The organism is Cupriavidus sp. 05N38, from assembly GCF_056397345.1.
In genome coordinates, this window is sequence record NZ_JBFTNF010000003.1 from 103049 (window position 1) to 129279 (window position 26231).

30 protein-coding genes and 1 tRNA gene are annotated in these 26231 nt (G+C 66.4%); 14 read left to right on the forward strand and 17 right to left on the reverse strand.

The window, feature by feature from the left end; all coding sequences use genetic code 11:
* The first annotated feature begins 43 nt into the window (after positions 1–43).
* From lolB to pth, 6 genes are all read left to right on the forward strand, one after another.
* On the forward strand, positions 44–640 hold the full coding sequence (gene lolB, locus AC1DK4_RS03550) for a lipoprotein insertase outer membrane protein LolB (RefSeq protein ID WP_441613720.1): 597 nt from the start codon (positions 44–46) through the stop codon (positions 638–640).
* On the forward strand, positions 637–1515 hold the full coding sequence (ispE, locus tag AC1DK4_RS03555; protein ID WP_477131391.1) for a 4-(cytidine 5'-diphospho)-2-C-methyl-D-erythritol kinase: 879 nt from the start codon (positions 637–639) through the stop codon (positions 1513–1515). Before lolB ends, ispE begins: the two co-directional genes overlap by 4 nt.
* 59 nt (positions 1516–1574) lie before the next feature.
* A tRNA-Gln gene (locus AC1DK4_RS03560) sits at positions 1575–1651 on the forward strand.
* Positions 1652–1750: 99 nt separating this feature from the next.
* On the forward strand, positions 1751–2704 hold the full coding sequence (locus AC1DK4_RS03565) for a ribose-phosphate pyrophosphokinase (protein ID WP_441643146.1): 954 nt from the start codon (positions 1751–1753) through the stop codon (positions 2702–2704).
* A gap of 104 nt (positions 2705–2808) precedes the next feature.
* Positions 2809–3414 (forward strand): 50S ribosomal protein L25/general stress protein Ctc, encoded by a 606-nt coding sequence (locus AC1DK4_RS03570; protein ID WP_477131392.1) that lies wholly within the window; start codon positions 2809–2811, stop codon positions 3412–3414.
* Between the two features lie 147 nt (positions 3415–3561).
* Positions 3562–4155 carry an aminoacyl-tRNA hydrolase gene (pth, locus tag AC1DK4_RS03575; protein WP_441649695.1) on the forward strand — a complete coding sequence of 198 codons (594 nt, stop codon included), beginning with the start codon at positions 3562–3564 and terminating at the stop codon, positions 4153–4155.
* A 91-nt stretch (positions 4156–4246) separates the two neighbouring features.
* Here the strand turns inward: pth and AC1DK4_RS03580 are convergent, their stop codons facing one another.
* The 5 genes from AC1DK4_RS03580 to AC1DK4_RS03600 all read right to left on the reverse strand — a co-directional run bounded on the left by AC1DK4_RS03580 (position 4247) and on the right by AC1DK4_RS03600 (position 8868).
* The gene (locus AC1DK4_RS03580) at positions 4247–4507 is read right to left on the reverse strand and encodes a YfhL family 4Fe-4S dicluster ferredoxin (protein ID WP_441613725.1); all 261 of its coding nucleotides are present in this window, start codon (positions 4505–4507) and stop codon (positions 4247–4249) included.
* Positions 4508–4575: 68 nt separating this feature from the next.
* On the reverse strand, positions 4576–5061 hold the full coding sequence (coaD, locus tag AC1DK4_RS03585) for a pantetheine-phosphate adenylyltransferase (RefSeq protein WP_441613726.1): 486 nt from the start codon (positions 5059–5061) through the stop codon (positions 4576–4578).
* Positions 5062–5275: 214 nt separating this feature from the next.
* On the reverse strand, positions 5276–5905 hold the full coding sequence (gene rsmD / locus AC1DK4_RS03590) for a 16S rRNA (guanine(966)-N(2))-methyltransferase RsmD (RefSeq protein WP_441649696.1): 630 nt from the start codon (positions 5903–5905) through the stop codon (positions 5276–5278).
* A 55-nt stretch (positions 5906–5960) separates the two neighbouring features.
* Positions 5961–7322, reverse strand: a complete 1362-nt coding sequence (locus tag AC1DK4_RS03595; RefSeq protein ID WP_477131393.1) for a M16 family metallopeptidase — start codon at positions 7320–7322, stop codon at positions 5961–5963.
* A 19-nt stretch (positions 7323–7341) separates the two neighbouring features.
* Positions 7342–8868 carry a M16 family metallopeptidase gene (locus tag AC1DK4_RS03600; RefSeq protein WP_441613729.1) on the reverse strand — a complete coding sequence of 509 codons (1527 nt, stop codon included), beginning with the start codon at positions 8866–8868 and terminating at the stop codon, positions 7342–7344.
* 60 nt (positions 8869–8928) lie between these two features.
* Between AC1DK4_RS03600 and ftsY the strand changes: the two genes are divergently transcribed.
* Entirely contained in the window at positions 8929–10092 is a 1164-nt protein-coding gene (ftsY, locus tag AC1DK4_RS03605) for a signal recognition particle-docking protein FtsY (RefSeq protein ID WP_441649698.1), read from the forward strand.
* Positions 10093–10169: 77 nt separating this feature from the next.
* Here the strand turns inward: ftsY and maiA are convergent, their stop codons facing one another.
* Both maiA and AC1DK4_RS03615 read right to left on the reverse strand, forming a co-directional pair.
* The gene (gene maiA, locus AC1DK4_RS03610; protein WP_441613824.1) at positions 10170–10814 is read right to left on the reverse strand and encodes a maleylacetoacetate isomerase; all 645 of its coding nucleotides are present in this window, start codon (positions 10812–10814) and stop codon (positions 10170–10172) included.
* A 6-nt stretch (positions 10815–10820) separates the two neighbouring features.
* Complete coding sequence (locus tag AC1DK4_RS03615; RefSeq protein ID WP_441613731.1) at positions 10821–11522, reverse strand: fumarylacetoacetate hydrolase family protein; 702 nt, start codon at positions 11520–11522, stop codon at positions 10821–10823.
* Between the two features lie 197 nt (positions 11523–11719).
* On the opposite strand from AC1DK4_RS03615, the gene AC1DK4_RS03620 reads away from it, so the two are divergent.
* The 5 genes from AC1DK4_RS03620 to ybiB all read left to right on the forward strand — a co-directional run bounded on the left by AC1DK4_RS03620 (position 11720) and on the right by ybiB (position 16979).
* Positions 11720–12367 carry an ANTAR domain-containing response regulator gene (locus AC1DK4_RS03620; protein WP_441613732.1) on the forward strand — a complete coding sequence of 216 codons (648 nt, stop codon included), beginning with the start codon at positions 11720–11722 and terminating at the stop codon, positions 12365–12367.
* Between the two features lie 351 nt (positions 12368–12718).
* Complete coding sequence (locus AC1DK4_RS03625; protein WP_441649699.1) at positions 12719–14038, forward strand: CmpA/NrtA family ABC transporter substrate-binding protein; 1320 nt, start codon at positions 12719–12721, stop codon at positions 14036–14038.
* A gap of 62 nt (positions 14039–14100) precedes the next feature.
* Entirely contained in the window at positions 14101–15039 is a 939-nt protein-coding gene (ntrB, locus tag AC1DK4_RS03630; RefSeq protein WP_441613734.1) for a nitrate ABC transporter permease, read from the forward strand.
* An 18-nt stretch (positions 15040–15057) separates the two neighbouring features.
* Positions 15058–15861: an ABC transporter ATP-binding protein gene (locus AC1DK4_RS03635; protein WP_441613735.1), complete on the forward strand. Its 804-nt coding sequence runs from the start codon at positions 15058–15060 to the stop codon at positions 15859–15861.
* 104 nt (positions 15862–15965) lie between these two features.
* Positions 15966–16979 carry a DNA-binding protein YbiB gene (ybiB, locus tag AC1DK4_RS03640; RefSeq protein ID WP_441613736.1) on the forward strand — a complete coding sequence of 338 codons (1014 nt, stop codon included), beginning with the start codon at positions 15966–15968 and terminating at the stop codon, positions 16977–16979.
* 52 nt (positions 16980–17031) lie between these two features.
* On the opposite strand, the gene AC1DK4_RS03645 is transcribed toward ybiB, so the two are convergent.
* Positions 17032–17910: a pirin family protein gene (locus tag AC1DK4_RS03645; protein WP_441649700.1), complete on the reverse strand. Its 879-nt coding sequence runs from the start codon at positions 17908–17910 to the stop codon at positions 17032–17034.
* A 355-nt stretch (positions 17911–18265) separates the two neighbouring features.
* On the opposite strand from AC1DK4_RS03645, the gene rpoH reads away from it, so the two are divergent.
* On the forward strand, positions 18266–19195 hold the full coding sequence (gene rpoH, locus AC1DK4_RS03650; RefSeq protein WP_441613738.1) for an RNA polymerase sigma factor RpoH: 930 nt from the start codon (positions 18266–18268) through the stop codon (positions 19193–19195).
* Between the two features lie 116 nt (positions 19196–19311).
* On the opposite strand, the gene AC1DK4_RS03655 is transcribed toward rpoH, so the two are convergent.
* The 5 genes from AC1DK4_RS03655 to AC1DK4_RS03675 form a co-directional block, all read right to left on the reverse strand.
* A complete protein-coding gene (locus AC1DK4_RS03655; RefSeq protein WP_441613739.1) occupies positions 19312–19938 on the reverse strand; it encodes an SCO family protein in 627 nt (208 codons plus the stop codon).
* A 181-nt stretch (positions 19939–20119) separates the two neighbouring features.
* Positions 20120–21055 (reverse strand): heme o synthase, encoded by a 936-nt coding sequence (gene cyoE / locus AC1DK4_RS03660; RefSeq protein ID WP_477131394.1) that lies wholly within the window; start codon positions 21053–21055, stop codon positions 20120–20122.
* A complete protein-coding gene (locus tag AC1DK4_RS03665; RefSeq protein ID WP_441613741.1) occupies positions 21052–22155 on the reverse strand; it encodes a COX15/CtaA family protein in 1104 nt (367 codons plus the stop codon). Before AC1DK4_RS03665 ends, cyoE begins: the two co-directional genes overlap by 4 nt.
* Before the next feature lie 61 nt (positions 22156–22216).
* Positions 22217–22873 (reverse strand): SCO family protein, encoded by a 657-nt coding sequence (locus tag AC1DK4_RS03670; protein ID WP_477131395.1) that lies wholly within the window; start codon positions 22871–22873, stop codon positions 22217–22219.
* 116 nt (positions 22874–22989) lie between these two features.
* Complete coding sequence (locus tag AC1DK4_RS03675) at positions 22990–23733, reverse strand: SURF1 family protein (protein WP_441613743.1); 744 nt, start codon at positions 23731–23733, stop codon at positions 22990–22992.
* 84 nt (positions 23734–23817) lie between these two features.
* On the opposite strand from AC1DK4_RS03675, the gene AC1DK4_RS03680 reads away from it, so the two are divergent.
* Complete coding sequence (locus AC1DK4_RS03680) at positions 23818–24027, forward strand: twin transmembrane helix small protein (protein WP_441613744.1); 210 nt, start codon at positions 23818–23820, stop codon at positions 24025–24027.
* Positions 24028–24186: 159 nt separating this feature from the next.
* Here AC1DK4_RS03680 and AC1DK4_RS03685 read toward each other — a convergent pair whose 3' ends face one another.
* The 4 genes from AC1DK4_RS03685 to AC1DK4_RS03700 all read right to left on the reverse strand — a co-directional run bounded on the left by AC1DK4_RS03685 (position 24187) and on the right by AC1DK4_RS03700 (position 26210).
* Positions 24187–25047, reverse strand: coding sequence for a cytochrome c oxidase subunit 3 (locus AC1DK4_RS03685; RefSeq protein WP_441613745.1), 861 nt, complete (start codon positions 25045–25047; stop codon positions 24187–24189).
* 140 nt (positions 25048–25187) lie between these two features.
* On the reverse strand, positions 25188–25400 hold the full coding sequence (locus AC1DK4_RS03690) for a DUF2970 domain-containing protein (RefSeq protein ID WP_441613746.1): 213 nt from the start codon (positions 25398–25400) through the stop codon (positions 25188–25190).
* 49 nt (positions 25401–25449) lie between these two features.
* On the reverse strand, positions 25450–26061 hold the full coding sequence (locus AC1DK4_RS03695) for a cytochrome c oxidase assembly protein (RefSeq protein ID WP_441649702.1): 612 nt from the start codon (positions 26059–26061) through the stop codon (positions 25450–25452).
* Positions 26062–26078: 17 nt separating this feature from the next.
* Positions 26079–26210, reverse strand: coding sequence for a cytochrome oxidase small assembly protein (locus tag AC1DK4_RS03700; protein WP_441613748.1), 132 nt, complete (start codon positions 26208–26210; stop codon positions 26079–26081).
* Positions 26211–26231: the final 21 nt, after the last annotated feature.

Sequence of the window (26231 nt, forward strand, 5' to 3'; positions counted from 1 at the left end):
GATGGCCCGGCGCCCGCGGTGGCGCCGCGGGCGCAAGATGCCTATGCCCATTTCCCGACGCCTAGCCCTGCTGGGCCTGACCGCGCCCCTGTGGCTCGCGGCCTGTGCCAGCATCACTCCCACGCGCCAGTTCGATGCCGGCGAGACCGCCCAGGTGCACGACCTCAAAGGCCGCTTTGCCGCCAACTACGTGCGCTACGGCCGCGAGGAAGGCGTGCAGGGCAGCTTCCAGTGGCACGAGCAGGGCCGCAACGTGCGGCTCGACCTGATCTCGCCGCTGGGCCAGACCCTGGCCGTGGTGACCTCCACGCCTTCGGGCGCCACGCTCGACCTGCCCAACCAGGCGCCGCGCAACGCCCCCGAAGTGGATAGCTTGCTGGAACAAGCCCTGGGCTTTTCGCTGCCGGTGGCTGGCATGCGCGACTGGCTGCACGCCAGGCCCGCGCCGGGCAGCCCCTCGCGCACCACCCGCGACGACAGCGGGCGCCTCGCCACGCTGGCGCAGAACGGCTGGACCGTGCGCTATGTCGCCTGGCAGGAGTCGGCCGCGCAGCAGCCGCGCCGCATCGACCTGGCACGCGACGGCGACAGCAGCCCGCTGTCGGTGCGCCTTGTGATCGACCCGGAGCAAGCCCAATGAATACCGCACGCGTCCTACCCCCTCCCGAACTGCGCAACTGCCCCGCGCCCGCCAAGCTCAATCTCTTCCTGCATGTGACCGGGCGCCGTCCCGACGGCTACCACACGCTGCAAACCGTGTTCCAGCTGGTGGACTGGAGCGACACGCTGGACTTCCGCCGCCGCGACGACGGCCGCATCGAGCGCGTGACCGACGTGCCCGGCGTGCCGGCGGACTCCGACCTGATCGTGCGCGCGGCGCGCGCGCTGCAGCAGGCCAGCGGCACCGCCTTCGGCGCCGACATCGCCATCGACAAGCGCCTGCCAATGGGCGGAGGCATCGGCGGCGGCTCGTCGGACGCGGCCACCACGCTGATGGCCCTGAACCACCTGTGGGGACTCGGCCTGGGGCGCGAGGAACTCAAGCGCATCGGGCTGGCGCTGGGCGCCGACGTACCGTTTTTCCTGCACGGGGAGAACGCCTTCGCGCAGGGCATCGGCGAAGAACTGGCCACGGTGGAACTGCCCGACAGCTGGTTCGTGATCGTCCATCCGCGCCAGCACGTCCCTACTCCAGAAATTTTTTCGGACAAACTGTTGACAAGGGATACGCCCCTCTCCATAATTGCGGTCTTCGCTGCTTGCACAAACAAATTCGCTTTCGGTCGCAACGATCTGGAAACGATAGCAACAGCGAAGTTCGGCGAAGTTGCCCGAGCCCTTGAATGGCTGAGACAATTCAGTCCCCATGCAAGGATGACCGGTTCCGGAGCCTGCGTGTTTGCACGGTTTGATGACGAGCAGACAGCGCAGCAGGTACTAGACCGGTTGCCTCCCGGATGGKATGGCAAGTGTGCGCGGAGTTTATCGCGCCACCCGCTCGCAGCACTCGCTTAGAAAGTTTTTCGTTCGGCGTCACGCTGGCTGTATGTGACGATGGACGGACCCGGTTGTGTAGGGGAGTCGCCAAGTTGGTCAAGGCACCGGATTTTGATTCCGGCATTCGAAGGTTCGAATCCTTCTTCCCCTGCCATTACATTCCTATAGTGTCCTAACGGACCTRCACGAAAAAGCTGCCGGCACTAGCCGGCAGCAATCTTTCCCCCCTCCAGCAGCAAGACAGGTGCACCGAATGAGCAGCGAAGGCTTGATGGTTTTTACCGGCAACGCCAACCCCAAACTCGCGGAGGCTGTCGTGCAGCACCTCGGCATCCCGCTCGGGAAAGCCCAGGTCGGCCGGTTCTCCGACGGCGAAGTCCAAGTTGAAATCCAGGAAAACGTTCGCGGCAAGCACGTCATCGTGCTGCAGTCCACCTGCGCGCCGACCAACGATAACCTGATGGAACTGATGGTGATGGTCGATGCGCTCAAGCGCGCCTCGGCACGCAGCATCACCGCGGCCATGCCGTACTTCGGCTATGCCCGCCAGGACCGCCGCCCGCGTTCGGCGCGCGTCGCGATCTCGGCCAAGGTAGTGGCCAACATGCTGGAAGTCGCCGGTGTCGAGCGCGTCCTGACCATGGACCTCCACGCCGACCAGATCCAGGGCTTCTTCGATATTCCCGTCGACAACATCTACGCTTCCCCGGTCCTGCTGGGCGACCTGCGCGAGAAGAACTACGGCGATCTGCTGGTGGTCTCGCCGGACGTCGGCGGCGTGGTGCGCGCCCGTGCGCTGGCCAAGCAGCTGAACTGCGACCTGGCCATCATCGACAAGCGTCGCCCCAAGGCCAATGTGGCCGAGGTGATGAACATCATCGGTGAAGTCGACGGCCGCAATTGCGTGATCATGGACGACATGATCGACACCGGTGGCACGCTGTGCAAGGCGGCCCAGGTGCTCAAGGAGCGCGGCGCGCTGAAGGTCTTCGCGTATTGCACCCACCCGGTGCTGTCGGGTGGCGCGGCTGCCCGCATCGCGGACTCCGAGCTGGACGAAGTGGTGGTGTGCGACACCATTCCCCTGCGCGACGACGCCATCCAGTCCGGCAAGATCCGCCAGCTCTCGACCGCTTCGCTGCTGGCCGAGACCTTCACGCGGATCGTGAAGGGCGACTCGATCATGTCGCTGTTTGCGGATTCTTGATAGAATCCAAGGCTTTACTGCGGTAGGCTAGGGCGAATCAGCCTTTGCATGCCGCTTCATCGGGCTGTCTGGTCGCGGACAGCCCTCTTACATTTGGAGTCATCATGAAAGTAGTAGCTTTCGAGCGTAGCGTACAGGGAACGGGTGCGAGCCGCCGCCTGCGCAATGCCGGCAAGACCCCGGGCATCATCTACGGCGGCGCCGCCGAACCCAAGATGATCGAACTGGATCACAATGCACTGTTCCACGCCCTGAAGAAGGAAGCGTTCCACTCGTCGATCCTCGACCTGGAAGTGGAAGGCAAGGCTGAGAAGGCCCTGCTGCGTGCGTTCCAGATGCACCCGTTCAAGCCGCTGGTCCTGCACGTCGACTTCCAGCGCGTGTCGGCAGCTGACAAGATCCACGTCAAGGTGCCCCTGCACTTCATGAACCAGGAAAACGCCCCCGGCGTGAAGCTGGGCCATGGCATCGTCAACCACATCCTGAACGAACTGGAAGTGTCGTGCCTGCCGGCCGACCTGCCCGAGTTCATCGAAGTGGACCTGGCCAACGCAGAACTGGGCCAGACCCTGCACCTGTCGGACGTGAAGCTGCCGAAGGGTGTGAGCGCCATCACCCACGGCGACGAAAACCCCGCCATCGCCGGCATCTCGCTGCCGGCCGGCGGCGTGTCGGAAGCCAAGGAAGGCGGCGAAACGCCTGCTGCCTGAGTTGCCTGAACGCAGCCTGCTGGCTGCGTGGCAGCGACCGCAAGAAGAAGCCGCCGGCGTGTCCGGCGGCTTTTTTTCGCTCGCCGGTTTGCGAGCGGTTTCGCGTATGCTTGGCCTCTGGCCGCCCTCACCCAAGTAGTGCAACGCATGATCAAACTCATCGTCGGCCTCGGCAATCCCGGGGCGGAATACGAAGCCACCCGCCACAATGCCGGCTTCTGGCTGGTCGACCAGCTGGCCCGCATGGGCGGCGTCACGCTGCGCGTGGAAGGCCGCTTCCACGGCCTGGCGGCGCGCGCGCGCCTGTGGGACCAGGAGATCTGGCTGCTCAAGCCGTCCACCTTCATGAACCGCTCCGGGCTGGCGGTGGTGTCGCTGGCGCGCTTCTACAAGATCCTGCCGGACGAGATCCTGGTGGCCCATGACGAGATGGACATGCCGCCCGGCACCGTCAAGCTCAAGCGCGGCGGCGGCGCCGGCGGCCACAACGGCCTGAAGGACATCGCCGCGCACCTGACCACGCAGGACTACTGGCGGCTGCGCCTCGGCGTGGGGCATCCGCGCAATGCCCCCGGCGGCGCCGGCAGCCGCGAGGACGTGGTCAACTATGTGCTCAAGCCACCGCGTCGCGAGGAGCAGCAAGCCATCGACGAAGCCATCGACCGCTGCATCGCACCGCTGTCGCTGCTGGCCAGGGGCGAGAGCGAGCGCGCCATGCTCGAGCTGCACACGGGACGCTAGGCGTCGGACGCACCGCAGCCGGCTGCCAGACAAAAAAAACCCCGCCACCTTCCGGTGCCGGGGTTTTTTGCTGCCAGCCTGGCAAGCCGCCTCAGGCGACCCGCTTGGCCGCCGTCAGCAGGCGGTAACGCTCCATCAGCGTATCCCGCGATTCGATCCGTGCCGGATCGTGCGGGATGCAAGCCACGGGGCAAACCTGCTGGCATTGCGGTTCATCGAAGTGTCCGACGCATTCCGTACATTTGCCGGGGTCGATCTCATAGATCTCGGGCCCCATCGAAATGGCTTCGTTCGGGCACTCCGGCTCACAAACGTCGCAATTGATGCAGTCGTCGGTGATCATCAGTGCCATACAATTTCCTTGACCTGGACATGTGCCGCGCCCGACTGGCCGCGGTTCGCATGTCGCAAGCTTCTATTCTATTCCGCTTTGCCGATCTTCTCCTGAAGCCAGCGCTCCACCGAAGGAAACACGAACTTGCTGACGTCGCCGCCCAGCACCGCGATCTCGCGCACGAAGGTGCCGGAGATGAACTGGTACTGGTCCGACGGTGTCAGGAACATGGTCTCCACATCGGGCAACAGGTAGCGGTTCATGCCCGCCATCTGGAACTCGTACTCGAAGTCGGAGACCGCGCGCAGGCCCCGCACGATCACCCGTGCGTTGTTCTTGCGGACGAAATCCTTGAGCAGGCCGGAGAAGCCTTCCACGCGCACGTTGGGATAGTGGCCCAGTACTTCACGGGCGATTCCGATGCGTTCTTCCAGTGCAAAGAATGGGCGCTTGTTGGGGCTCTGCGCCACGCCGACCACGAGCTCATCGAAGATATTGGACGCTCTGCGCACCAGATCCTCGTGGCCCCGGGTCATTGGATCGAAAGTGCCGGGGTAGACCGCGACGACCATGCTTCCTCCTTGTTCTGCCCGTTGCCGGTCCTGGATGGACCGCTTGGCCCCGCCCGCTATGGTGAGGGCTGGAACCAAGGCTGCGTGACGAGCGTTGGCGACAGCGGCGTAGTGTAACCCTAAACGCGGCACTTGGAAGCCGCCGGATGATGGTTTCGCGGCGGTGCCGCATCTAGCGTGCGATGGCCGGTCACGCCGCGCCGGCCCGCGCGGATCAGTTCGTCTTGTGCTGCAGCAAATGGAAGTGCACGGCGCCGGCGCGGGCATGCCGCACGATCTCCAGCGCGGCCGGCACTGGCGCGTCGGGTCCGATCAGGGCCCGGTCCGTTTCCACGTAGACCGCGCCACCCGGGCGCGACAGCCTGGCCGCATGCTCCAGCGCCGGGCCGAGCCAGTCTTGCGCGAAGGGAGGATCCAGGAAGACCACATCGAAGCTCGAGGCCGGCATCTGCGCCGCTGTTGCGAAAGCATCACCCTGCACGATGCGGATCTGCTGGGCATCCAGCCTGTACTGGTTGTCTCGCAACTGTTTCGCCACACGCGGATTGGATTCCACCATGGTGACCTGCATCGCCCCGCGCGAAGCGGCTTCGAAGCCGAGTGCGCCGGAGCCGGCAAACAGGTCGAGACAGGCCATCCCGGACATGTCCTGGCCGAGCCAGTTGAACAGGGTCTCGCGCACGCGGTCGGGGGTGGGACGCAGGCCTTCGGCGTCGAGCACAGGCAGCGGCGTGCGCTTCCACCTGCCGCCGATGATGCGGACCTGGGTGGGCGAGCGCCGCGCCGCAGGAGCTGAGGATGGCCCGCCGGCGGCGGGCGAAGGAGATCGGGTACGCGAATTCATGCCGTGATTGTAGAGCCTGCGGACGCCGACCGCGCGCCGCATCTCGGAGCAAGCCTCACTCCGGCCCGCCCACGATCACGGTCGCCATGGCATCCGGATGCACATGGCGCTGGAAAGCGTCCTTCACCTGGCTGCGCGTCACCTTGCCGATCTGCGCGGTCCAGGTGTCCAGGTAGTCCAGCGGCAAGCCGTACCAGCCGATATTGGCCACATTGGTCAGCAGCTTGCGGTTGCTGTCGATACGCAGCGGAAAGCCGTTGACGAGATTGTCCCTGGCGGCCTTGAGCTCGGCGTCGGTCGGACCTTCCGCGACGTATTGCGCGAGCACCTTGCGCACCAGCGCCAGCGCTTCGTTGGTCTGCTCCTTCTTGGTCTGCAGGCCGATGCCGAAGGGGCCGGCCTGCTTGGCCGGGGCAAAGTAGCTGTCCACGCCATAGGTCAGGCCGCGCTTCTCGCGCACCTCGTCGGTCAGGCGCGAGCTGAAGCCGCCGCCGCCGAGCACGTAGTTGCCCACCAGCAGCGGGAAATAGTCCGGGTCGCCGCGGGCGATGGCGGGCTGGCYGATCGCCACCGTGGCTTGCTGCGCCGGATGAGGCACACGCTGCTCGCTGGCCGCGATCTTGAGCTGTACCGGCGGCATGGCCGGCGGCGTGGCGCCGGCGGGCAGGCCACGCGTGAGCTGCTCGGCGATGGTCTCGGCCTGCTTGCGATCGATCGCGCCGATCAGCGTCACGACGGCGCGCGACGCGGCGAAATTGTCGCGCCAGAAACGCTCGAGATCGGCCCGCGTGATGGACTCCACCGAGGCCACCGTGGCCGCAACGCCATAGGGGTGCGCCGGGTATATCGCGCGCGACACCATCTTGTCGGCAATCACGCCTGGCTTGGTGTCGGCTTCGCGGATGGCGGTGATCAGGCGCTGCTTCTCGCGCGCGACCACGGCATCCGGATAGGCCGGCGCCTTGATCAGCTGCGCGGCGAGCGCCAGCGACTGGCTCAGCTCCGGCTCGCTGGTGAGCGTGCGCAGGCCGATGCCGCCGCGGTCGCCGCTGGCGGCGCCGCCGAAATCGGCGCCGGTATCGGCGAAGGCGTCTGCCACCTGCGCCTCGTTGCGGGCAGGCTGGCCGTCCTGCGCCGCCGCGCCCTTGTCGAGCAGGGCCGAAGTGAGCGTGGCCAGGCCCGCCTTGCCGGGCGGGTCATAGCGGCTGCCAGCGTCGAAATCCATGTTGACGTCCAGCATGGGTATGGACGGGCTGCGCACGAAGTAGACGCGCGCGCCGGTGGATGTGGTCCACTGCTCGATCGGGATGGCCGCCAGCGCGGCCTGCGAGGCAAGCATGACCAGCGCGCCGCAAGCCACGCCCGCAAGGCGGCGCAGCAGGCGCGGCGACGGAATCGTCGGGGCAAAGAGAGGCATCTTCGGTCCTCTTGGAAACTCAGCGCAGCGCACCGGCGTCGACCGGTGCCTGCTTCTTGTTGGGATCGATCGGCTGGGGCAGCAGCGTCGCCACAGTCAGGTTGTCGTCGCTGAAATACTTTGCTGCCACCGCCTGCACCTGGGCCGGCGTTACCTCCTTGATGCGCTCCAGCATGCGGTCGAGCTTGCGCCAGGAAATGCCCGAGATCTCCGACACGCCGATCTCCATGCCTTGCCCGAACACGGAGTCGCGCTTGTAGATCTGCGCGGCCACCACCTGCGCCTTGACGCGCTTGAGCTCCTCGGGCGAGACGCCCTCGCGCGCGATGCGGGCGATTTCGTCGCGCAGCGCGCGCTCGATCTCCTCGGTGGTATGTCCGGCGGCCGGGGTGCCGTCGAGCACGATGATGGATTCGGCGCGGTTGACGCTGTCGTAGCCGACATTGACGTCGTCGGCCAGGCGCCGCTCGCGCACCAGGTCGCGCGTCAGGCGCGCATTGTCGTAGCCGTTGAGCACGGCCGACAGGACTTCCAGCGCGTAGGGATCGACATCCTTGTCGACATCGTGCAGGCGCGGCACCTTGTACGCCATCACCACGTAGGGGTTCTCGGCCGGCGCCTTGACCCAGACCCGCTTGACGCCCTTCTGCAGCGGTTCGAGCTGCGTCTTGCGCAGCGGCAGCGCGCGCGGCTTGAGCTTGCCATAGGTGCGCTCGGCCAGTTTCCTGACTTCGGCCGCGGTGACATCGCCGGTGACGATCAGCAGCGCGTTGTTGGGCACGTACCAGTCGCGGTACCAGGCCTGCACGTCTTCCACGCGCATGTTGACGAGGTCGTCCATCCAGCCGATCACCGGGTGGCGATAAGGCGCCGCTGTAAATACCGTGGCCAGCAGCTGCTCGTAGACGGTGCCGCGCGCGGAGTCATCGGTGCGCAGGCGGCGCTCTTCCATCACCACCTTCATCTCGCGCTCGAACTCATCCTTCTTGATGATGAGGTTGGCCATGCGGTCGGCCTCCAGCTCCATCATGCGCGGCAGGTACTGCTTGCTGATCTGCTGGTAGTAGAGCGTGAAGTCGCGGTTGGTCATGGCGTTCTCGCGCCCGCCCAGCGCGGCGATCTGCTTGGAGAATTCGCCTGGGCCGACCTTGGGCGTGCCCTTGAACATCATGTGTTCGAGCATGTGCGCCACGCCGGTGGTGCCGCTGACCTCGTCCATGCCACCGGTGCGATACCAGATCTGGTGGGCCACGGTGGGCGCGCGATGGTCTTCCTTGACGATCACCCGCATGCCGTTGGACAGCGTGAATTCGGTGGTGGCCGCATCGGCTGCCGCGCTCTGCGAGGCGGTGGCCTGGCCGGTCGGCAGGGGCGGCGCCACCACGCCGGTCTGCGCGTAGGCCGCGCCAAACCAGGGCAGGGTGCTGATCAGCAGGACGGGAAGGAGGCGCCGGGCAAAAGCGCCGGCGCGGCTGGCGCCGGCACCGGCGGCCGGCGATGCGGCACGGGCGGTGCCCGGCCTGGAGCTGACAGCACAATGGTTCATGCGACCCCGTCTGCTAGAATTTTGGCGATTGATTCTACCGGGGTATTGACCCCTTTCCCAATGTTTAGTTTCTGGAAGAAGCGCAAGGCCGAGCCGGCCGGTGCGCCAGTCGAGGCGCCAAGCCCCGCGCCCGCGGCCGCACCGGCCCCGGTAACGGCGCCCGCGCCGACCCCGAATGCAGCCCCGGTGGCGGCTCCGGTGGCCCCTGCGCTACCCGTGGCGGCTCCCCCCCCGGCGCCCGTTCCCATGCCGGCGGCAAGGCTGCCCGAGCCCCCCGCTGGCGAGGAAATGGTCCTGACACCGCCTCCGGCCGCCAGCCAGGAGGCCAGGCGTGGCTGGGTACAGCGCCTGCGCACGGGGCTGTCCAAGACCAGCCGCAACCTGGGCACGCTGTTCGTCGGCGTGAAGGTCGACGAAGCCCTGTTCGAGGAGCTGGAAACCGCGCTGCTGATGGCTGACGCGGGAGTTGAGGCCACCGAATACCTGCTGGGCGAGCTGCGCCGGCGCGTCAAGAGCGAGCGTATCGAGACCTCCGAAGGCGTCAAGACTGCGCTGCGCGAGCTGCTCACCAACCTGCTGCGCCCGCTCGAGAAGACCATGGAGCTGGGGCGCGAACAGCCAATGGTGATGATGATCGCGGGCGTCAACGGCGCCGGCAAGACCACCAGCATCGGCAAGCTCTGCAAGCATTTCCAGAGCTACGGGCAGTCCGTGCTGCTGGCCGCGGGCGACACCTTCCGCGCCGCCGCGCGCGAACAGCTGACGATCTGGGGAGAACGCAACAACGTGACGGTCGTCTCGCAGGAGAGCGGCGACCCGGCCGCCGTGATCTTCGACGCGGTCAACGCGGCGCGCGCGCGCGGGATCGATATCGTGATGGCCGAYACCGCYGGMCGCCTGCCSACGCAGCTGCACCTGATGGAGGAGCTCAAGAAGGTCAAGCGCGTGATCGCCAAGGCCATGCCGAGCGCGCCCCACGAATCGCTGCTGGTGATCGACGCCAACACCGGGCAGAACGCACTGGCGCAGGTCAAGGCGTTCGACGACGCGCTGAATCTCACCGGGCTGATCGTGACCAAGCTCGACGGCACCGCCAAGGGCGGCATCCTCGCCGCGATCGCGCGGCAGCGCCCGGTGCCGGTCTACTTCATCGGCGTGGGCGAGAAGGTCGAGGACCTGCAGCCGTTCAGGGCCGACGAGTTCGCGGAAGCCCTGCTGGGCTGAACACCCGCGCCGGCGGAAAAAAAGCCCCGCAATCGCTTGCGGGGCTTTTTCATACGGCCGCCTGAACTGCCGGCGCGCTACTCCGCGTCCGGCTGCGCCTTCGGCTCGGCCTGCTGGAAAGCCGGCAGCGCCATGCACGCATCGAACGCCTTGGCGATCGCCGGATAGCGGCTCACGTCGATATTGAAGCGCTGCGCGTTGAAGACCTGCGGCACCAGGCAGACATCGGCCAGCGTCGGCGTGTCGCCAAAGCAGAAGCGGCCTGCCTTGCCGGAACGCGCCAGGTTGGTGTTGACCGCCTCGAAACCCAGCTCGACCCAGTGGCGGTACCACGCGTCCTTGGCCTCTTCCGCCACGCCCAGCGTGTGCTTGAGGTACTTCAGCACGCGCAGGTTGTTGAGCGGATGGATCTCGCAGGCAACCTCGAACGCCACCGCGCGGATATAGGCGCGGTCGAGCGCGCTGCCGGGCAGCAGCGGCGGCTCGGGATGCGTTTCGTCGAGGTACTCCACCATCGCGATCGACTGCATCACGACCTGATCGTCGTCGAGCAGGGTCGGCACCAGCGCATCGGGATTGAGCGTGCGGTAGGCGGGCTGGAGCTGCTGGCCACCCTCGCGCAGCAGATGTACGGGCACGTAGTCGTACGGCAAACCCTTCAGGTTCAGCGCGATGCGCACCCGGTACGAAGCCGAGCTACGGAAGTAGCTGTAGAGCTTCAGCATGGGCTAGACCACCTTGACGATGAGCTCGCCCAGGCCTTCGATCTTGCCCTGCATGACGTCGCCCTTCACCACCGCGCCCACGCCTTCGGGCGTGCCGCTGTAGATCAGGTCGCCGGGATGCAGCTCGAACAGGCGCGAAAGATAGGACACCATTTCCGGCACCGACCAGATCAGGTCGGAGAGGTCGCCGCGCTGCTTTTCGGCGCCGTTGACGGCCAGCGTGACAGCGCCCTTTTCCGGATGGCCGATGGCGGACACCGGCACGATCGGACCGATCGGTGCAGACTTGTCGAAAGCCTTGCCGGTTTCCCAGGGGCGGCCGGTCTTTTTCGATTCGTTCTGCAGGTCGCGGCGCGTCATGTCCAGGCCGATGGCGTAGCCGAACACGTGGCTGGCGGCGTGGGCCTCGGCAATGTCCTTGCCGCCCTTGCCGATGGCGACCACCAGTTCGATCTCGTAGTGGCAGTTGCTGGTGCCCTGCGGGTACGGGAAGCTGCCTTCGGTGCCGTCGGCCACATAGCTCACCGCGTCGGCGGGCTTGCAGAAGAAGAACGGCGGTTCACGGTCGGGGTCCGAACCCATTTCACGGGCGTGGGCGGCATAGTTGCGGCCCACGCAGTAGACCCGGCGCACCGGGAACTGCGCGCTGCCGCCGCGCACGGGCACGCCGGTGGGCGCGGGCGGGGCGAATACGAATTCGGTCATCCAACTCTCCAGACTTTGTACTGTGTTTGTCAGGCCGCGCGTTGCCGGCAGACGCCCTGCCGCGCAGCAGGGCAATAGCATACACCGCCCCCTTCGGGCTTGTACGCCGGCGGACATTGAATGCGGGAAACCCCGCAATACAATAAAGACGTAGTCGGCGCGGATCTTGCATGGCAAGTCCCGACGCCAATGGAAACATGACCCGACGCCCTCCCGCCCCTCCCAGCCCGCCCCGTCCCGCGACGCCACCCGCGGCGGGTTCGCGCAGCCTGCGCATCTTGCTCGTGCGCGATCCGCACGACGCGGACCCGCTCAATGTCGAGACCATCCAGGCCGGCCTGGTATCGGCGGGTTTCACCGACATCGAGACGGCGGACGCGGACATGCGCCTGCCCGACGCCATCGCTGCACGGCAGCCTGATCTCATCATCATCGCCTCCGAATCGGCTGCGCGCGACACCGTGGAGCATGTGTGCGTCTCGACGCAGCACGCGCCACGGCCGATCGTGCTGTTCACGGACAACGACGACGCCCAGCGCATCAAGGCGGCGCTCACGGCGGGCATTACCGCCTACATCGTCGACGGCCTGCGCGCCGAGCGCGTCAAGACCGTGCTGGATGTGGCCTATGCGCGCTTCGAGCTGGACCAGCAACTGCGCGCCGAGCTGGATGCCACGCGCCTGCAGCTGGCCGAGCGCAAGGAAGTCGAGCGTGCCAAGGGCTTGCTGATGAAGGAGCGCGGCATGAGCGAGGAAGAGGCCTACAAGCGCCTGCGCAGCATGGCGATGGAGCGCGGCATCAAGCTGGTCGAGGCCGCGCGGCGCGTGATCGATGTGATGAGTTGAGCCCACGGCGCCGGCAACCGGCCCGCACGGGCTTGGTGCATTGCACAAACATGGCGCCGCGCCGGCGCACGCCGCGCACCGAGTGCGCTCAGGCCCGCCGCATTCCTCCCTCCCTTTTCCCGGTCGCCGTGCGCCCGATGCCCGCCTTTTGCCGCACCTGCCCCTCGCCGGCGAATGAACGCATGGCACGCCGCTTGCGTAGATACCATGACGGCCAACGAAGGCCGATCACTATCCGATGTGCGCCGCCAACGAAGGCTGCGCCGCATCACGGGACAACGGCGTCCTGACCTGCCCCGCATTCTGGCGAAAGCGGCGCGGTTCAGGACGCTTTTCATTTGGAGCCGTGGAATGCCCTCTCGCCTGAAGCTTGCCAAGCCGCTGCACGCCGCGGTCGCCAACGATGCCAGCACGGCCGCCGCCGACGCGGTGCCCGCCAGCAGCGGCCGCCGCCGCGCGCTGGCCACCATCGCCGGCGCCAGCGTGATCACCCTGGTCGACCCGCTGGTGCGCGCCGGCGCCTGGGCGGCGGGCTCCGATGCGCCGGAGAAGCCCGAGGTGCGGATCGGCTTTATCCCGCTGACGGACTGCGCTTCCGTGGTCATGGCCGGCACGCTCGGCTTCGACAAGAAATACGGCATCAAGATCACGCCCACCAAGGAGGCTTCCTGGGCCGGCGTGCGCGACAAGCTGGTCAACGGCGAGCTCGACGCCGCGCACGTGCTGTACGGCCTGATCTACGGCGTGCAGCTGGGCATCGGCGGGCCCAAGAAGGACATGGCCGTGCTGATGAACCTCAACCACAACGGCCAGGCCATCACGCTGTCCTCCAAGCTGGCGGAAAAAGGCGTCAAGGACGGCGCCAGCCTGAAGGCGCTGATGACGAAGGAAAAGCGCGACTACACCTTTGCCCAGACCTTCCCCACCGGCACSCACGCGATGTGGCTGTACTACTGGCTGGCSGCCAACGGCATCAAYCCGATGCAGGACGCCAAGGCCATCACCGTGCCGCCGCCGCAGATGGTGGCCAATATGCGCGTGGGCAATATGGATGGCTTCTGCGTCGGCGAACCCTGGGGCGCGCGCGCCATTGCCGACAAGATCGGCTTCACCGCGGAAACCACGCAGGCCATCTGGAAGGATCACCCGGAGAAGACCCTGGGCACCACGGCCGAGTTCGTGCAGAAGTACCCCAACACCGCGCGCGCCATGGTGGCCGCCGTGCTCGAAGCCTCGAAGTACATCGACGCGTCGGCCTCCAACCGCCGCAAGACCGCCGAAACCATTGCCGCCAAGTCTTATGTCAACACCGACATGGACATCATCCTGGACCGCATGCTTGGCCGCTACAGCAACGGCCTGGGCAAGACCTGGGACGACCCGGACTCGATGAAGTTCTACCAGGACGGCAGCGCCAACTTTCCCTTCCTCTCCGACGGCATGTGGTTCCTCACGCAGCACAAGCGCTGGGGCCTGCTCAAGGACCACCCCGACTACCTGGCGGTGGCGAAGAAGGTCAACCGCATCGATGTCTACAAGCAGGCGGCCGAAGCCGCGCAGGTGCCGGTGCCCAAGAGCGATTTCCGCACGGCGCGCCTGATCGACGGCGTGACATGGGATGCCACCAAGGACCCCAAGGCGTACGCCGACGGATTCAAGATCAAAGCCTGAGCCGGTTCGATTGCAGCCCGAATGCCGGCGTGGCGACGCGCCGGCGCCTGAAGGAGCCTGATGTGAATGCACTAGCTCGACCGGCCGAACATGCCGGCAACCAAGTCTCCTCCACCGACGCCGGCGGCACCGCCGGACTCGCCGTGCTCGGCGACCAGCAAGCGCACGAGCGCGCCGAACGCCGCGCGCTCGAGGCTCAGGCCGATGCGCGCCGCGCCGCGCGGCGCGAGGCCGTCAGCGCCGTCGTGCTCAAGGCGATGCCGCCCGTCGCCGGCTTTGCGCTGTTCCTGTTGTTCTGGCACGGCGTGGCCACGATGAGCCCTGCGCTGCCCACCCCGGCCGCCACCTGGCACGCCGCCGTGCCGCTGTTTTCCGACCCGTTCTACCGCAACGGCCCCAACGACCAGGGCATCGGCTGGAATGTGCTGGCGTCGCTGGCGCGCGTCGCGGCGGGCTTCGGGCTGGCCGCGCTGATCGGCATTCCGGCTGGCTTCGCGCTGGGCCGCTTTGCCTTTCTCAACGCCATGATGGCGCCGATCATCAGCCTGCTGCGGCCGGTCTCGCCGCTGGCGTGGCTGCCGATCGGGCTGCTGCTGTTCAAGGCCGCCAACCCGGCGGCGATCTGGGCCATCTTCATCTGCTCGATCTGGCCGATGGTGATCAACACCGCGGTGGGCGTGACGCGCGTGCCGCAGGACTACCTGAACGTGGCGCGCGTGCTCGACCTGTCCGAGTGGAAGGTGTTCACGCGGGTGCTGCTGCCGGCGGTGCTGCCCTATATGCTGACCGGCGTGCGGCTGTCCATCGGCACCGCCTGGCTGGTGATCGTGGCCGCGGAGATGCTCACGGGCGGCACCGGCATCGGCTTCTGGCTGTGGGACGAGTGGAACAACCTGAAGGTCGAGCACATCGTGATCGCCATCTTCATCATCGGCGTGGTGGGGCTGCTGCTGGAATACGCGCTGCTGAGCCTGGCCAGGAAATTCAGCTACGGCAACTAAGGCATCCGGGAGATCGTCATGGAAAAGTTCGTCCGTATCGAAAACGTGGGCCAGACCTTCAAGACCAAGAAGGGACCGTTCGTCGCCCTGCGCGATGTCAACCTGACCATCGCCCGCGGCGAGTTCGTCACGCTGATCGGCCACTCGGGCTGCGGCAAATCGACGCTGCTGAACCTGYTGGCCGGCCTCGACCGCCCCAGCAGCGGCGCGCTGATCTGCGCCGAACGCGAGATCGCCGGTCCGGGCCCGGACCGTGCGGTGGTGTTCCAGAACCACTCGCTGCTGCCGTGGCTGACCTGCTTCGACAACGTCTACCTCGGCGTAGAACGCGTGTTCGGCGGCAGCGAGAGCCGCGCGCAGCTCAAGGCCCGCACRCATGACACGCTGGCCATGGTTGGCCTGACCCATGCCGAGAGCAAGTACCCGCAGGAAATCTCGGGCGGCATGAAGCAGCGCGTGGGTATCGCGCGCGCGCTGGCGATGGAGCCCAAGGTGCTGCTGATGGACGAGCCGTTCGGCGCGCTGGATGCGCTGACCCGGGCCCACCTGCAGGACGAGCTGATCAAGATCGTCGCCAAGACCCGCAGCACGGTGGTGATGGTGACCCACGACGTGGACGAAGCCGTGCTGCTGGCCGACCGCATCGTCATGATGACCAACGGGCCCGCCGCGACCATCGGCGAAGTGCTGCCGGTGGACCTGCCGCGTCCGCGCGAACGCATGGCGCTGGCCGACGACAAGACTTACCACGCCTGCCGCACCGCGGTGCTGGACTTCCTGTACCGCAAGCAGCGCAATCCTGCGCTGAAGGAAGCGGCCTGACCGGCGCGGAACGGCGAGGTGACTGACCGGGGCCGGCCGCCGCCATGGGCAGGGCCGGCCCGCTCCGCTATCATGAACCTCAAACAACACTGTCCCATCCCGCCATGACCGATACGTCCTCCACGCCCCAGCCCGCCGCCGCCTTCGCCGCGGCGAAGTACATCAAGGAGATCGGCCGGGGCGTCAATGGCGCCCGCGCGCTGCCGCGCGAAGACGCGCAGGCGCTGTTTGACGCCATGCTGGCCGGTCGCGTGGCCGATATCGAACTGGGCGCGGTGCTGATGGCCTATCGCATCAAGGGCGAGGCACCGCACGAACTGGCCGGCATGCTGGACGCCGCGCACGCGCATTGCCTGCCGCTGGCCGCGCCGCCCGAGCGCGTGGTGGTATCCATCCCCAGCTACAACGGCGCGCGCAAGCAACCCAACCTGATCCCTTTGCTGGCCATGTTACTGGCGCGCGAAGGCCATCCCGTGCTGGTCCACGGCACCCGGGAGTTCAACGGGCGCGTGACCAGCATCGCGCTGTTCGAAGCGTTGGGCATTGCGCCCTGCGCCACGGTGGCCGAGGCTGAAACCCTGCTTTGCGCCAAGGCCGGGCAGCCCGGGCCGCTGGCCGTGCTGCCGATCGATGTGCTGTCGCCGGCGCTGGCCCGCATGCTCGACCGGCGCATGCAGATCGGCCTGCGCAACTCCTCGCACACGGTGGTCAAGATGCTGCAGCCGGTGGGCGCGCATACGCCGGCCGAGGCCCTGCGCCTGTACAGCTACACGCATCCGGAGTACCGCGAGACCCTGACCGATTACTTCTCGCGCGAGCCTGCCAATGTGCTGCTGGCGCGCGGCACCGAGGGCGAGGTGGTCGCCGACGCGCGGCGCGGCGGCCGCATCGACTGGCTGCACGACGGGCACCAGCGCACACTGGTCGACCCCACCGCGGGCTCGATCAGCGAGGTGCCGGAACTGCCACCCGGCAACGACGTCGCGCAGACTGCGGCCTGGATCCGCTCCGTGCTGGATGGCAAGGCGCCGGTCCCGGCCCCGATCGCCACGCAGGTCGAGGCCATCCGCAGCTGCCTGCAGCAGGGCACGCGCGTGGCCTGGGCCAGCCCGGTCTGAACGGGGAACGGGGCGGCAGGCGAGGCTGGCGGCGCCCGCGTCGTCAGCGTCGTCAGCGCTTGCGCTGTGGCAGCGGGATGCGGTCGTCCTCGCCGGGCACGCGCGGGAACTGGTCGTCCTCCCATCGCTGGGATGCGGCTTCGATGGCATCTTTGCTGCTGGAAACGAAATTCCAGAAGATAAAGCGGTGCCCGTCGGTGGGGTCGCCGCCGAGCAGCATCACGCGCGACGGCGCCTCGGCCGTCAGCGTGACCGTCTGGTCCGGCACCAGCAGCGCCATGTGGCGCTCAGGCAACACTTCCCCATCCAGCGCGACCACGCCGTCTACCGGGTAGATGCCGCGTTGCGCATGCTCCGGCGGAATCTCGAGGCTTGCGCCCTGCTCCAGATCGATCGCCACGTACAGCGTGCGGCTGAAGACCTTCACGGGCGCCTCGGCCCCAAACGCATCGCCCGCGATCACCGTCATCCGCACCCCGGGCCGCTCGAGCTTGGGCAGGGTCGCGGCAGGATGGTGAAAGAAGGAAGGCTCCACGGTCTCGTGCTCCTTGGGCAGCGCCACCCAGGTCTGGATGCCGTGCAGGCGCGGACCGGCCTCGCGGGCTGCCTGCGGTGAGCGCTCCGAGTGCGCGATGCCGCGGCCGGCCGTCATCCAGTTCACGTCGCCCGGCTTGATGACCTGCTTGCTGCCCAGGCTGTCGTGGTGAAGGATTTCCCCTTCGAACAGGTAGGTGACGGTCGCCAGCCCGATATGCGGATGCGGGCGCACATCCATCCCCTGCCCGGCCGGAAGCACCGTCGGCCCCATATGGTCGAAGAAGATGAACGGGCCCACGGTCTGGGCCGCCGCGGCCGGCAGCACCCGGCTGACGGTAAAACCGTCGCCCAGGTCACGTACGTGCGGTTTGAGCAAGTGTTCGATAGCAGACATGCATTTTCCCCGGTTAGGCCGATGCTGACGGCCGCATGAATGAAAAGAGTGTAGCCGCTGGTGAAACACAGCATCTCATTGCGCGACAGAACCGGGACCGGCGGCGCCCCTCTGATCAATGTCCGATGGCGTTGCGGGGGCTGCCGGATAGTGGTCGCTCCACATAGCAGGAAGAAAGCCAGAAAAAAGGCTATTTGAAAACAGAAGCCAATTACCTGGAACTATCAACCCTATAAGGACTCCAACTTAGCAGTCTCCCGGCTTGAGTGCTAATATGTGTTGCAATGCAGTGCGCGGACCCTTCAGGGCGAGCGCCGCGGGCAACCCACCCGCCGGATGCGAAAGGAGCAATCGAGTGAACGCGGTCCTATCTGCCGACCAAACCCAAACCAGCAGCCGCCTGCCTACGGCGCCTCAGGGCGCCGGGGCATTTGCGCTGACGTTTCCCGGAAACCTGGGAAACCTGGACAGCTATATCCAGGCTGTCCATCGTATCCCCATGCTCACCCCCGAGGAAGAGCAGCGGCTTGCACGCGATCTGCGCGAGCATGACTCCGTCGATGCGGCTCGCCGCATGGTGCTGTCGCACTTGCGCCTGGTGGTGTCCATCGCCCGCCAGTACCTCGGCTATGGCCTGCCCCACGCGGACCTGATCCAGGAAGGCAATATCGGCCTGATGAAGGCCGTGAAGCGCTTCGACCCGGACCAGGGCGTGCGGCTGGTGTCGTACGCCATGCACTGGATCAAGGCCGAGATCCACGAATATGTGCTGAAGAACTGGCGCATGGTCAAGGTGGCGACCACCAAGGCCCAGCGCAAGCTGTTCTTCAACCTGCGCAGCCACAAGCAGGGTGCCCATACCTTCACGCCGGAGCAGGTCGACGCGGTCGCGCGCGAGCTGAACGTCAAGCCGGAAGAAGTGATGGAGATGGAAACCCGCCTGTCGGGCGGCGACCTGGCGCTGGAAGGCCAGATCGACGACGGCGAGGAGGAGTTCGCGCCGATCGCCTACCTGGCTGACAACCACAACGAGCCGACCCGCGTGATCGAGGCCCAGCGCCACGACCGCATGCAGGTGCAAGGCCTGGAAGAAGCGCTGACCAAGCTGGACGACCGCAGCCGCCGCATCATCGAGGCGCGCTGGCTGCACGTCAACGACGACGGCTCCGGCGGCTCAACGCTGCACGAGCTGGCTGACGAGTTCGGTGTCTCCGCCGAGCGCATCCGCCAGATCGAAACCGCGGCGATGAAGAAGATGAAGGGTGCGCTGCAGGCCTTTGCCTGATAGTTGCGCGGGAGCGCGGCGGAACGAAAGCCGCGCGCCAGAATGGAACAGGGCCGGTCTCGCGACCGGCCCTGTTTTTTTGTCCGGAGATCCCGCCCCTGGCGGGCGGAGCCGCTTCAGGAAAGCAGCTGCTTCAGGTCGTGCGCGATCGGTTCGGGGCCCTGGCCGTGGCGGATGAACAGACGCAACCGGCCACTCGGATCGAATACATAGCTGCCGGCAGAGTGGTCCATCGTGTAGTTGTTTGGCGAGGTACCCGGCACCTTGGCGTAGAACACCTTGAAATCCTTGGCCACCTTCTGCAGCGCCGCGTCGTCGGCCGGGCGCATGCCCAGGAAGCGCGGATCGAAGGCGGGCACGTATTGCGCCAGCAGCGCCTGCGTATCGCGCTCGGGATCGACCGTGACGAACAGCACCTGCACGCGGTCGGCATCCGGGCCCAGTTGCTCCATCACCGCCTTCAGCTCGGCCATGGTGGTGGGACAGACATCGGGGCAGTGCGTATAGCCGAAGAACATCACCACGGCCTTGCCCTTGAAGTCGGCAATCGAGCGCACTTTGCCGTTGTGGTCGGTGAGGACGAAATCCTTGCCGAATTCGCTGCCGCCGCTGATGTCGACATTCTTGAACGAGGCGCGCTGCTGGCCGCAGGCGGCAAGCAGCAGCGAGCACAGCGCCAGCAGGCAGAAGCGGCGGAACAGCGCAAAGCTGGACGAAGAACCCGGAAAGAGACGGCTTGGCATGCGATTCGCTTGATTGGCGGCTTGATTGGCGGACAGGCCGGCCCGGGCGCCCCGGAAAGCCGGATGGAGGCGGACGGCGGCCTGGTCACATTGGCAGATAGATGCAGTATCGCCGATCGGCACCGCCCCGCGCCGGGGCCGCGACAAGATGCCGCAACCGCGCGGGTGCTCCCGGCATCGCTCAGGACTGCGGCAGGAACTTGAAATAGTGATCGATCAGCAGCGCCGCGAACAACAGCGACAGGTAGAGGATCGAGAAGCGGAACGTGCGCTGGGCCAGCGCATCGGAATAGTTGCAGAACAACTTCCAGGCATAGGCCAGGAAACCGCCGCCCAGGACCAGCGCTGCCGCCAGGTAGATGTACCCGCTCATGCCGTACACGAAGGGCAGCAGCGTCGCCGCGATCATGATCAGCGTGTACAGCAGGATATGCAGCAGGGTGAAGCGCTCGCCATGGGTGATCGGCAGCATCGGCAGGCCGGACTTGGCGTAGTCGGCGCGGCGGTACAGCGCCAGGGCCCAGAAATGCGGCGGGGTCCAGGTGAAGATGATCAGCACCAGGAACCAGGCTTCGGCGGGCACSKTRCCSGCCACGGCCGCCCAGCCCAGCGCCGGCGGCATCGCGCCGGACAGCCCGCCGATCACGATGTTCTGCGGCGTGGCCGGCTTGAGCAGGATGGTGTACACCACGGCATAGCCGACGAAGGTCGCCACCGTCAGCCACATGGTCAGGTCGTTGGTGAAGACATGGAGTACCCACATCCCTGCCCCGCCCAGCACGGCCGAGAACACCAGGGTCTGCATCGTGGTGATCTCGCCGGTCGCCGACGGCCGCCACGCGGTGCGGCGCATCAGCGCATCCACTTTCTGCTCGACCAGGCAGTTAATGGCGAAAGCGGCACCCGCCAGCAACCAGATCCCGGCCGCGCCGCCGATCAGCACCGACCACGGCACCATGCCCGGCGTGGCCAGGAACATGCCGATGATGGCGCAGAAGACAGCCAGCTGCGTGACGCGTGGCTTGGTCAACGCGGCGTATTGCCGGGCCAGGTGGCGGAGTCGTCCGCCAGGATGGGGGTGGGTAGCAGTAACCACGGGGGAGTTCTTCTCTTTCATGTGGCGCGCACGGCAGCCGGCACGTCAGTAGCAATGTCAGCGGAGCGGGCCGCGAGCCCTATATTGTAGTTGAGGCGAACCAATAGCATCAGAAGCGCCGCCGCGCCGCCGTTGTGGGCCACCGCGGCCACCAGCGGCCAGTCGAAGACGATGTTGGAAAGACCAGTGGCCAGTTGCAGCGCCAGCACGGCCAGCAGCCACCCCGCGCCGCGCGACAGCCCGCCCAGGCGGCGCGCCCGCAGGCCGAACCAGGCCAGGTAGGCCAGCACCACGAAGGCAAAGCCGCGATGCACCCAGTGGATCGCCACCAGCGCCGAGTGCGGGATGTAGTCGCCGTCGGCGGTCATGCCGAGTTGGCGCCAGAGCGTGAAGCCGTGGCGGAAGTCCATCTCCGGCACCAGCTGGCCGTTGCATAGCGGGAAGTCCGTGCAGGCCAGCACCGCGTAATTGGTGCTCACCCAGCCGCCCAGGAAGATCTGCAGCACCAGCAAGGCCAGCGCGAGCCTTGCCGGCCAGCGCAGCGCGCCGGCATCCCGCGCCACGCCCAATGGCGGGTCGTTGCGCGAACCCAGCCAGATCAGCGCCGCCAGCAGGCTCATGCCGAGCATCAGGTGCGTGACGACGATGATGGGCTGCAGTTTGAGCGTGACCGTAAAAGCGCCGAACGCGCCTTGCACGCAAACCAGCAACAGCACGCCGGTGGCGAACCATGGCGACTGCCTGAGTTCGCGCCGCTTGACCCACGCCAGCACCATCAGCGTGATGATCAGCACCCCCACGGCCATGGCGAAGTAGCGGTGGATCATCTCGATCCAGGCCTTGGTGACGGAGACCGGGCCGCTCGGCATCGCCGTCTCGGCCGCGCGGATCGGCTCGCTCGCCGCGTGCGGGTTGGAGTGGCCGTAGCAGCCAGGCCAGTCCGGGCAGCCCAGGCCGGAATCGGTCAGCCGCGTGAAGCTGCCGAACATGATCAGGTCCAGCGTCAGGAAAGCGGTGATCCACACCAGCTTGCGGTACTTGTTGCGGTCTCCCTTGACCAGCACGTAGCTGAGCGGGAACAGCGCGATCAGGACGCCGATGATGGCAAGTTGGAGCAGCATGCGCGTTGGTCGTTAATCTTGGGCCGTTCTGGCGTCGGCCATCAGCCGGCATCCGCCGGGATCACCCGATGCGGGAGTACTTGAGCAGTTTCTTGAGGTCGGAAGCCATCTTCTTGGGATCCGGATCCCGCGGGAAACGCATCATCAGGTTGCCGAGCGGGTCGACGAGATAGAGCGTGTCCTCGATGCGCGCACCAGGCTCGGGCGGCAGCCATTTCTGCAGCGTGTCGCGAGGGGCACGCAAGAAGCGCACGCCGGCATACGGCTCGTTGTAGGCCGAGGAAAGGCGTGCATCGATGGGGCCGTCGTCGCTGACCAGCCACACCGGGACGATGCGCTCGCGATCCTGGCCCTGGYCCGCGCGCAACTGGCGGATGGTGAACAGCTTGCGCGCGCAGGCTTCATCACATGCGGCGCCGTCGGCACTGATCAGCAGCCATTTGCCTTTGAAGCTATCCAGCGGCACGGACTCGGCGCGCTCGTTGGCGACCTGCAGCGCGGGCATCGGGCGCTGCGGCTCGATGAGTGCGCCGTAGTTGGTGGTCCCGCCAGCCGGCCTGAACACGTAGTAGGTCAGGTAGGAAGCGATCACCGGCGACGCGCACACCAGCAGCAGCAGCAGCATCTGGATGCGGCCGCGGCGGGTGCGCGCATCGATGCGCGGGTCTTGCGGAGCAGCGCGCGCGGCCTGCGCCGGCGCGGGATCTTGTTGTTGCATCACGTTTCGTCTGTCTCTCTGTCTCGTCGTCTTTCATCGGAGCCGGCTGCGCTCGTCTGACCGCCGCGCCCGGCCGTGGTTCGCCGGCATGCCACCGCCCGGCTTGCCCGGGCCATCTAGGCCGCCATGCGCGCCGCGCGCCGCCAGCTCAGCGCCACCAGCAGCACCAGCGTCAGGGCGGCCAGCCCGAACCACTGGAAGGCATAGCCGTAATGCCGGTCGGCGCCCGTATCGGCCGGGGCCCAGTCGCGCGCCAGGCCATCGCCGCTTTCGCTACGCTGCTCCAGCACGAAGGGCTGCAGGGGTACGCCCAGTTCCCTGGCAAACGCCGCAATATCCACATTCTGGCGGATCTTCTGCCCGGCTTCCGAGCCCGCGTCCCGGCCCAGGCTGAACACCCTGGGCACCGTTTCCAGCGCGGTACCGTCCAGCTCCACCTCGGCCTCGGGCGTGGGGAACGGCGCGATACGCGTGCGTTCCTGCGCATCGCGCGGCAGCCAGCCTCGCAAGACCAGGAGCGCCGGTGCGGCAGGATCGCCGTCCACCACGCGCAGCGGCGTCAGGACCATGAAGCCGGCGCGGCTGTCGGTGCCGTTTCCGTGCGGCCGGTTGTCCAGCAAGACGGTGTGCGCCGCGTCGAAGCGGCCGCGCACATGCACACGCCGCTCGGCCACCGGGCCCGCGATCAGCGCCTGCCCGACTTGTAGCGGCGGCTCGGCAGCCAGCGCCTGCTGGCGCGCGGCACGCGCGAGTTTCTCATGGGCGCGGTTGAGCTGCCAGTTGCCCAGCGCGCAGGTGACGGCGATCACCACCAGCGCGGCAATGGCCGGGACCGGACTCAGGGCGCGCCACGGCTTCACCGGCGGCTCCCGTGTGCCGGGAACGGCGCGCCGGTGCGATAATGGCAGCTCCTCTCCAGCCGATCCCGCGCGCGCGGGCTTTCCATGCGCATTGTCATCATCATCGCGTTCATCCTCATCATCGGCAGCCTGGCCTCGGCCCTGTTCTTCATGATGCGCGACCGCGGCAGGACGCCGAACATGATGCGCTCGCTGATGTTCCGGGTCGGCTTTTCCGTGGCGCTGTTCCTCTTCATCCTGTTCTCGCACTGGATGGGCTGGATTCAGAGCACGGGCATCCGCATGGGGCCGTGAAGCCGTGGACTCCGGCAAGCGAACCGGTGACCAGACCAAAAAAACAAGCGCCGCAGGCTGGCTAGACTCCTGCGGCGCTTGTTTTTTGTTGTTCTGCACGGGGAGGGTGCCTCCCCGCGATGCCGCCGGCCGGGCCGGCGGGCACCGCAGCCGGGTGTCTTACAGCCAGTACACCACGATGTAGAGGAACAGCCACACCACGTCGACGAAGTGCCAGTACCAGGCGGCGCCTTCGAAGGCGAAGTGATGGTCGGGGGTGAAGTGCCCCTTCAGCACGCGCACCAGCACCACCGTCAGCATGATCGCGCCCATGGTCACGTGGAAGCCGTGGAAGCCGGTCAGCAGGAAGAAGGTGGAGCCGTAGATGCCCGAGGTCAGCTTGAGATTCAGCTCCGAGTACGCATGGTGGTACTCAAACACCTGGAAGCACATGAAGACCGCGCCCAGCAGGATGGTCAGCACCAGGCCCTGGATCAGCTGGCTGCGCTTGTTGGCCAGCAGCGCGTGGTGCGCCCAGGTCAGCGTCACGCCGGACATCAGCAGCAGTGCCGTGTTGATCGTGGGGATCGGCCACGGGCCCATGGTCTGGAAGCGTTCCACCACGCCGGCCGGGCCGGCATTGGGCCACACCGCGGCGAAGTCGGGCCACAGGATCTTGTTGTTCAGGTCGCCCAGCCATGGCATGGCGATGTTCCGGGCATAGAACAGCGCACCGAAGAACGCCGCGAAGAACATCACTTCGGAAAAGATGAACCAGCCCATCGACCAGCGGAACGACAGGTCGATGTTCTTGCCGTACTTGCCGGTCTCGGATTCGCTGATGGCTTCGGCGAACCAGCTCTTGAGCACGAACAGGAACCACAGCAGGCCGAGGCCGCAGACGTACGGTCCCCAGGGTTGCCCGTTTACCCAGCCGGCAGCCCCGCCGGCCGTCAGCAGCAGGCCGAAGCTTGCCGTGATCGGATGGCGCGATGGGCCCGGTACGAAGTAGTACGGAGCGTTGGCGCGATTCGCACTCATTCTTTTTTCTCCAGCTCAGAGTCTTGATTCAGTAATCGTTATCCGCACATCCGGCCCCGACTGCTGGCCGGCGGCATGCTTTTGCCTGCTTGTACCTGTTACCTGTTACCTGCCCTGCGCCGTACCCGGACTGCGCGGCCTCACCCTACCACGACGCGCACGACGGTAATCAGCACCGCGATCAGGATGGCTACCCCGATCAGGCCGGCGATGATCACATGGACCGGATTGAGCTGTGCCATGTCGCGCTCATGCTCGCTGCCCTTGCGCAGGCCGATGAACGACCAGAACACCGCGCGCAGGGTCTGCGCAAAGGACAGCTTGCGCTTGACCGCGTCCTTCATCTCTTCCACGGCTACTCCCACTACTGCCTCGACCTCGGCCGGCGATGCCGGCCGCTGCTCAAATGCCCTTGCCTGCCCCGGCCGGGGTCTCCAGATCGCCCTGCGGCACCTGCGCCACCGGCGAACCGATCTCGAAGAAGGTATAGGACAGCGTAATGTTCTTCACGTCTTTCGGCAGGTCCGGATCGATCACGAACACCACCGGCATCTCGCGTGCTTCCTTTGCCTTGAGCGTCTGCTGCTTGAAGCAGAAGCACTCGATCTTCTTGAAATACTGCGTGGCCAGCTTGGGCAGGTAGCTCGGGATCGCCTGCGCCGAGATGTCGCGCGACTGCCCGTTCGCCACCTCGTAGACGATGGTGGCCATCTCGCCCGGATGCACTTCCATGGTGTTCTTCACCGGCCGGAATGCGAAGGGGCCGCGCGCGTTGGAATCGAACTCGACCGTGATGGTGCGGCTCTTGTCCACCTGCGTGTTCTTGACCTGGCCGCCATACAGATCGCGCGTGGTCACCACATTGAGGCCGGTGATCTCGCAGATCTTCTTGTACAGCGGCACCAGCGCATAGCCGAACGAGAACATCAGCGCCACCACCACCAGCAGCCGCAGCATCATGCCGCGGTTGAAGCGCCTGTCGGTGGTGTCTTGTGACTGCTGGTTCGTGCTCATTCCAATACCCTGCAGCTTCAGCCCAGAAGAATCATCTTGGCGAAGAAACCCAAAAAGAAAACCATCACGATCGAAAAGAGGATCAGACCGAGACGGCGGTTGGCGGCCTTGCGGTCTGGCTGCGATGGACTTTTGTTTGGATCCTGCATGACACCCTGCTTGCTGGACGC

Coding starts and splice junctions, on each gene's coding strand:
- AC1DK4_RS03565 (WP_441643146.1), top strand. CDS start 1,751: ATGAGCAGCGAAGGCTTGATGGTTTTTACCGGCAACGCCAACCCCAAA.
- coaD (WP_441613726.1), bottom strand. CDS start 5,061: ATGGTCGTCGCGGTCTACCCCGGCACTTTCGATCCAATGACCCGGGGC.
- AC1DK4_RS03600 (WP_441613729.1), bottom strand. CDS start 8,868: ATGAACCATTGTGCTGTCAGCTCCAGGCCGGGCACCGCCCGTGCCGCA.
- lolB (WP_441613720.1), top strand. CDS start 44: ATGCCCATTTCCCGACGCCTAGCCCTGCTGGGCCTGACCGCGCCCCTG.
- AC1DK4_RS03620 (WP_441613732.1), top strand. CDS start 11,720: ATGACCCGACGCCCTCCCGCCCCTCCCAGCCCGCCCCGTCCCGCGACG.
- AC1DK4_RS03570 (WP_477131392.1), top strand. CDS start 2,809: ATGAAAGTAGTAGCTTTCGAGCGTAGCGTACAGGGAACGGGTGCGAGC.
- AC1DK4_RS03685 (WP_441613745.1), bottom strand. CDS start 25,047: ATGAGTGCGAATCGCGCCAACGCTCCGTACTACTTCGTACCGGGCCCA.
- AC1DK4_RS03580 (WP_441613725.1), bottom strand. CDS start 4,507: ATGGCACTGATGATCACCGACGACTGCATCAATTGCGACGTTTGTGAG.
- rsmD (WP_441649696.1), bottom strand. CDS start 5,905: ATGAATTCGCGTACCCGATCTCCTTCGCCCGCCGCCGGCGGGCCATCC.
- ybiB (WP_441613736.1), top strand. CDS start 15,966: ATGACCGATACGTCCTCCACGCCCCAGCCCGCCGCCGCCTTCGCCGCG.
- AC1DK4_RS03615 (WP_441613731.1), bottom strand. CDS start 11,522: ATGACCGAATTCGTATTCGCCCCGCCCGCGCCCACCGGCGTGCCCGTG.
- AC1DK4_RS03655 (WP_441613739.1), bottom strand. CDS start 19,938: ATGCCAAGCCGTCTCTTTCCGGGTTCTTCGTCCAGCTTTGCGCTGTTC.
- AC1DK4_RS03665 (WP_441613741.1), bottom strand. CDS start 22,155: ATGCTGCTCCAACTTGCCATCATCGGCGTCCTGATCGCGCTGTTCCCG.
- AC1DK4_RS03700 (WP_441613748.1), bottom strand. CDS start 26,210: ATGCAGGATCCAAACAAAAGTCCATCGCAGCCAGACCGCAAGGCCGCC.
- AC1DK4_RS03695 (WP_441649702.1), bottom strand. CDS start 26,061: ATGAGCACGAACCAGCAGTCACAAGACACCACCGACAGGCGCTTCAAC.
- AC1DK4_RS03680 (WP_441613744.1), top strand. CDS start 23,818: ATGCGCATTGTCATCATCATCGCGTTCATCCTCATCATCGGCAGCCTG.
- AC1DK4_RS03645 (WP_441649700.1), bottom strand. CDS start 17,910: ATGTCTGCTATCGAACACTTGCTCAAACCGCACGTACGTGACCTGGGC.
- pth (WP_441649695.1), top strand. CDS start 3,562: ATGATCAAACTCATCGTCGGCCTCGGCAATCCCGGGGCGGAATACGAA.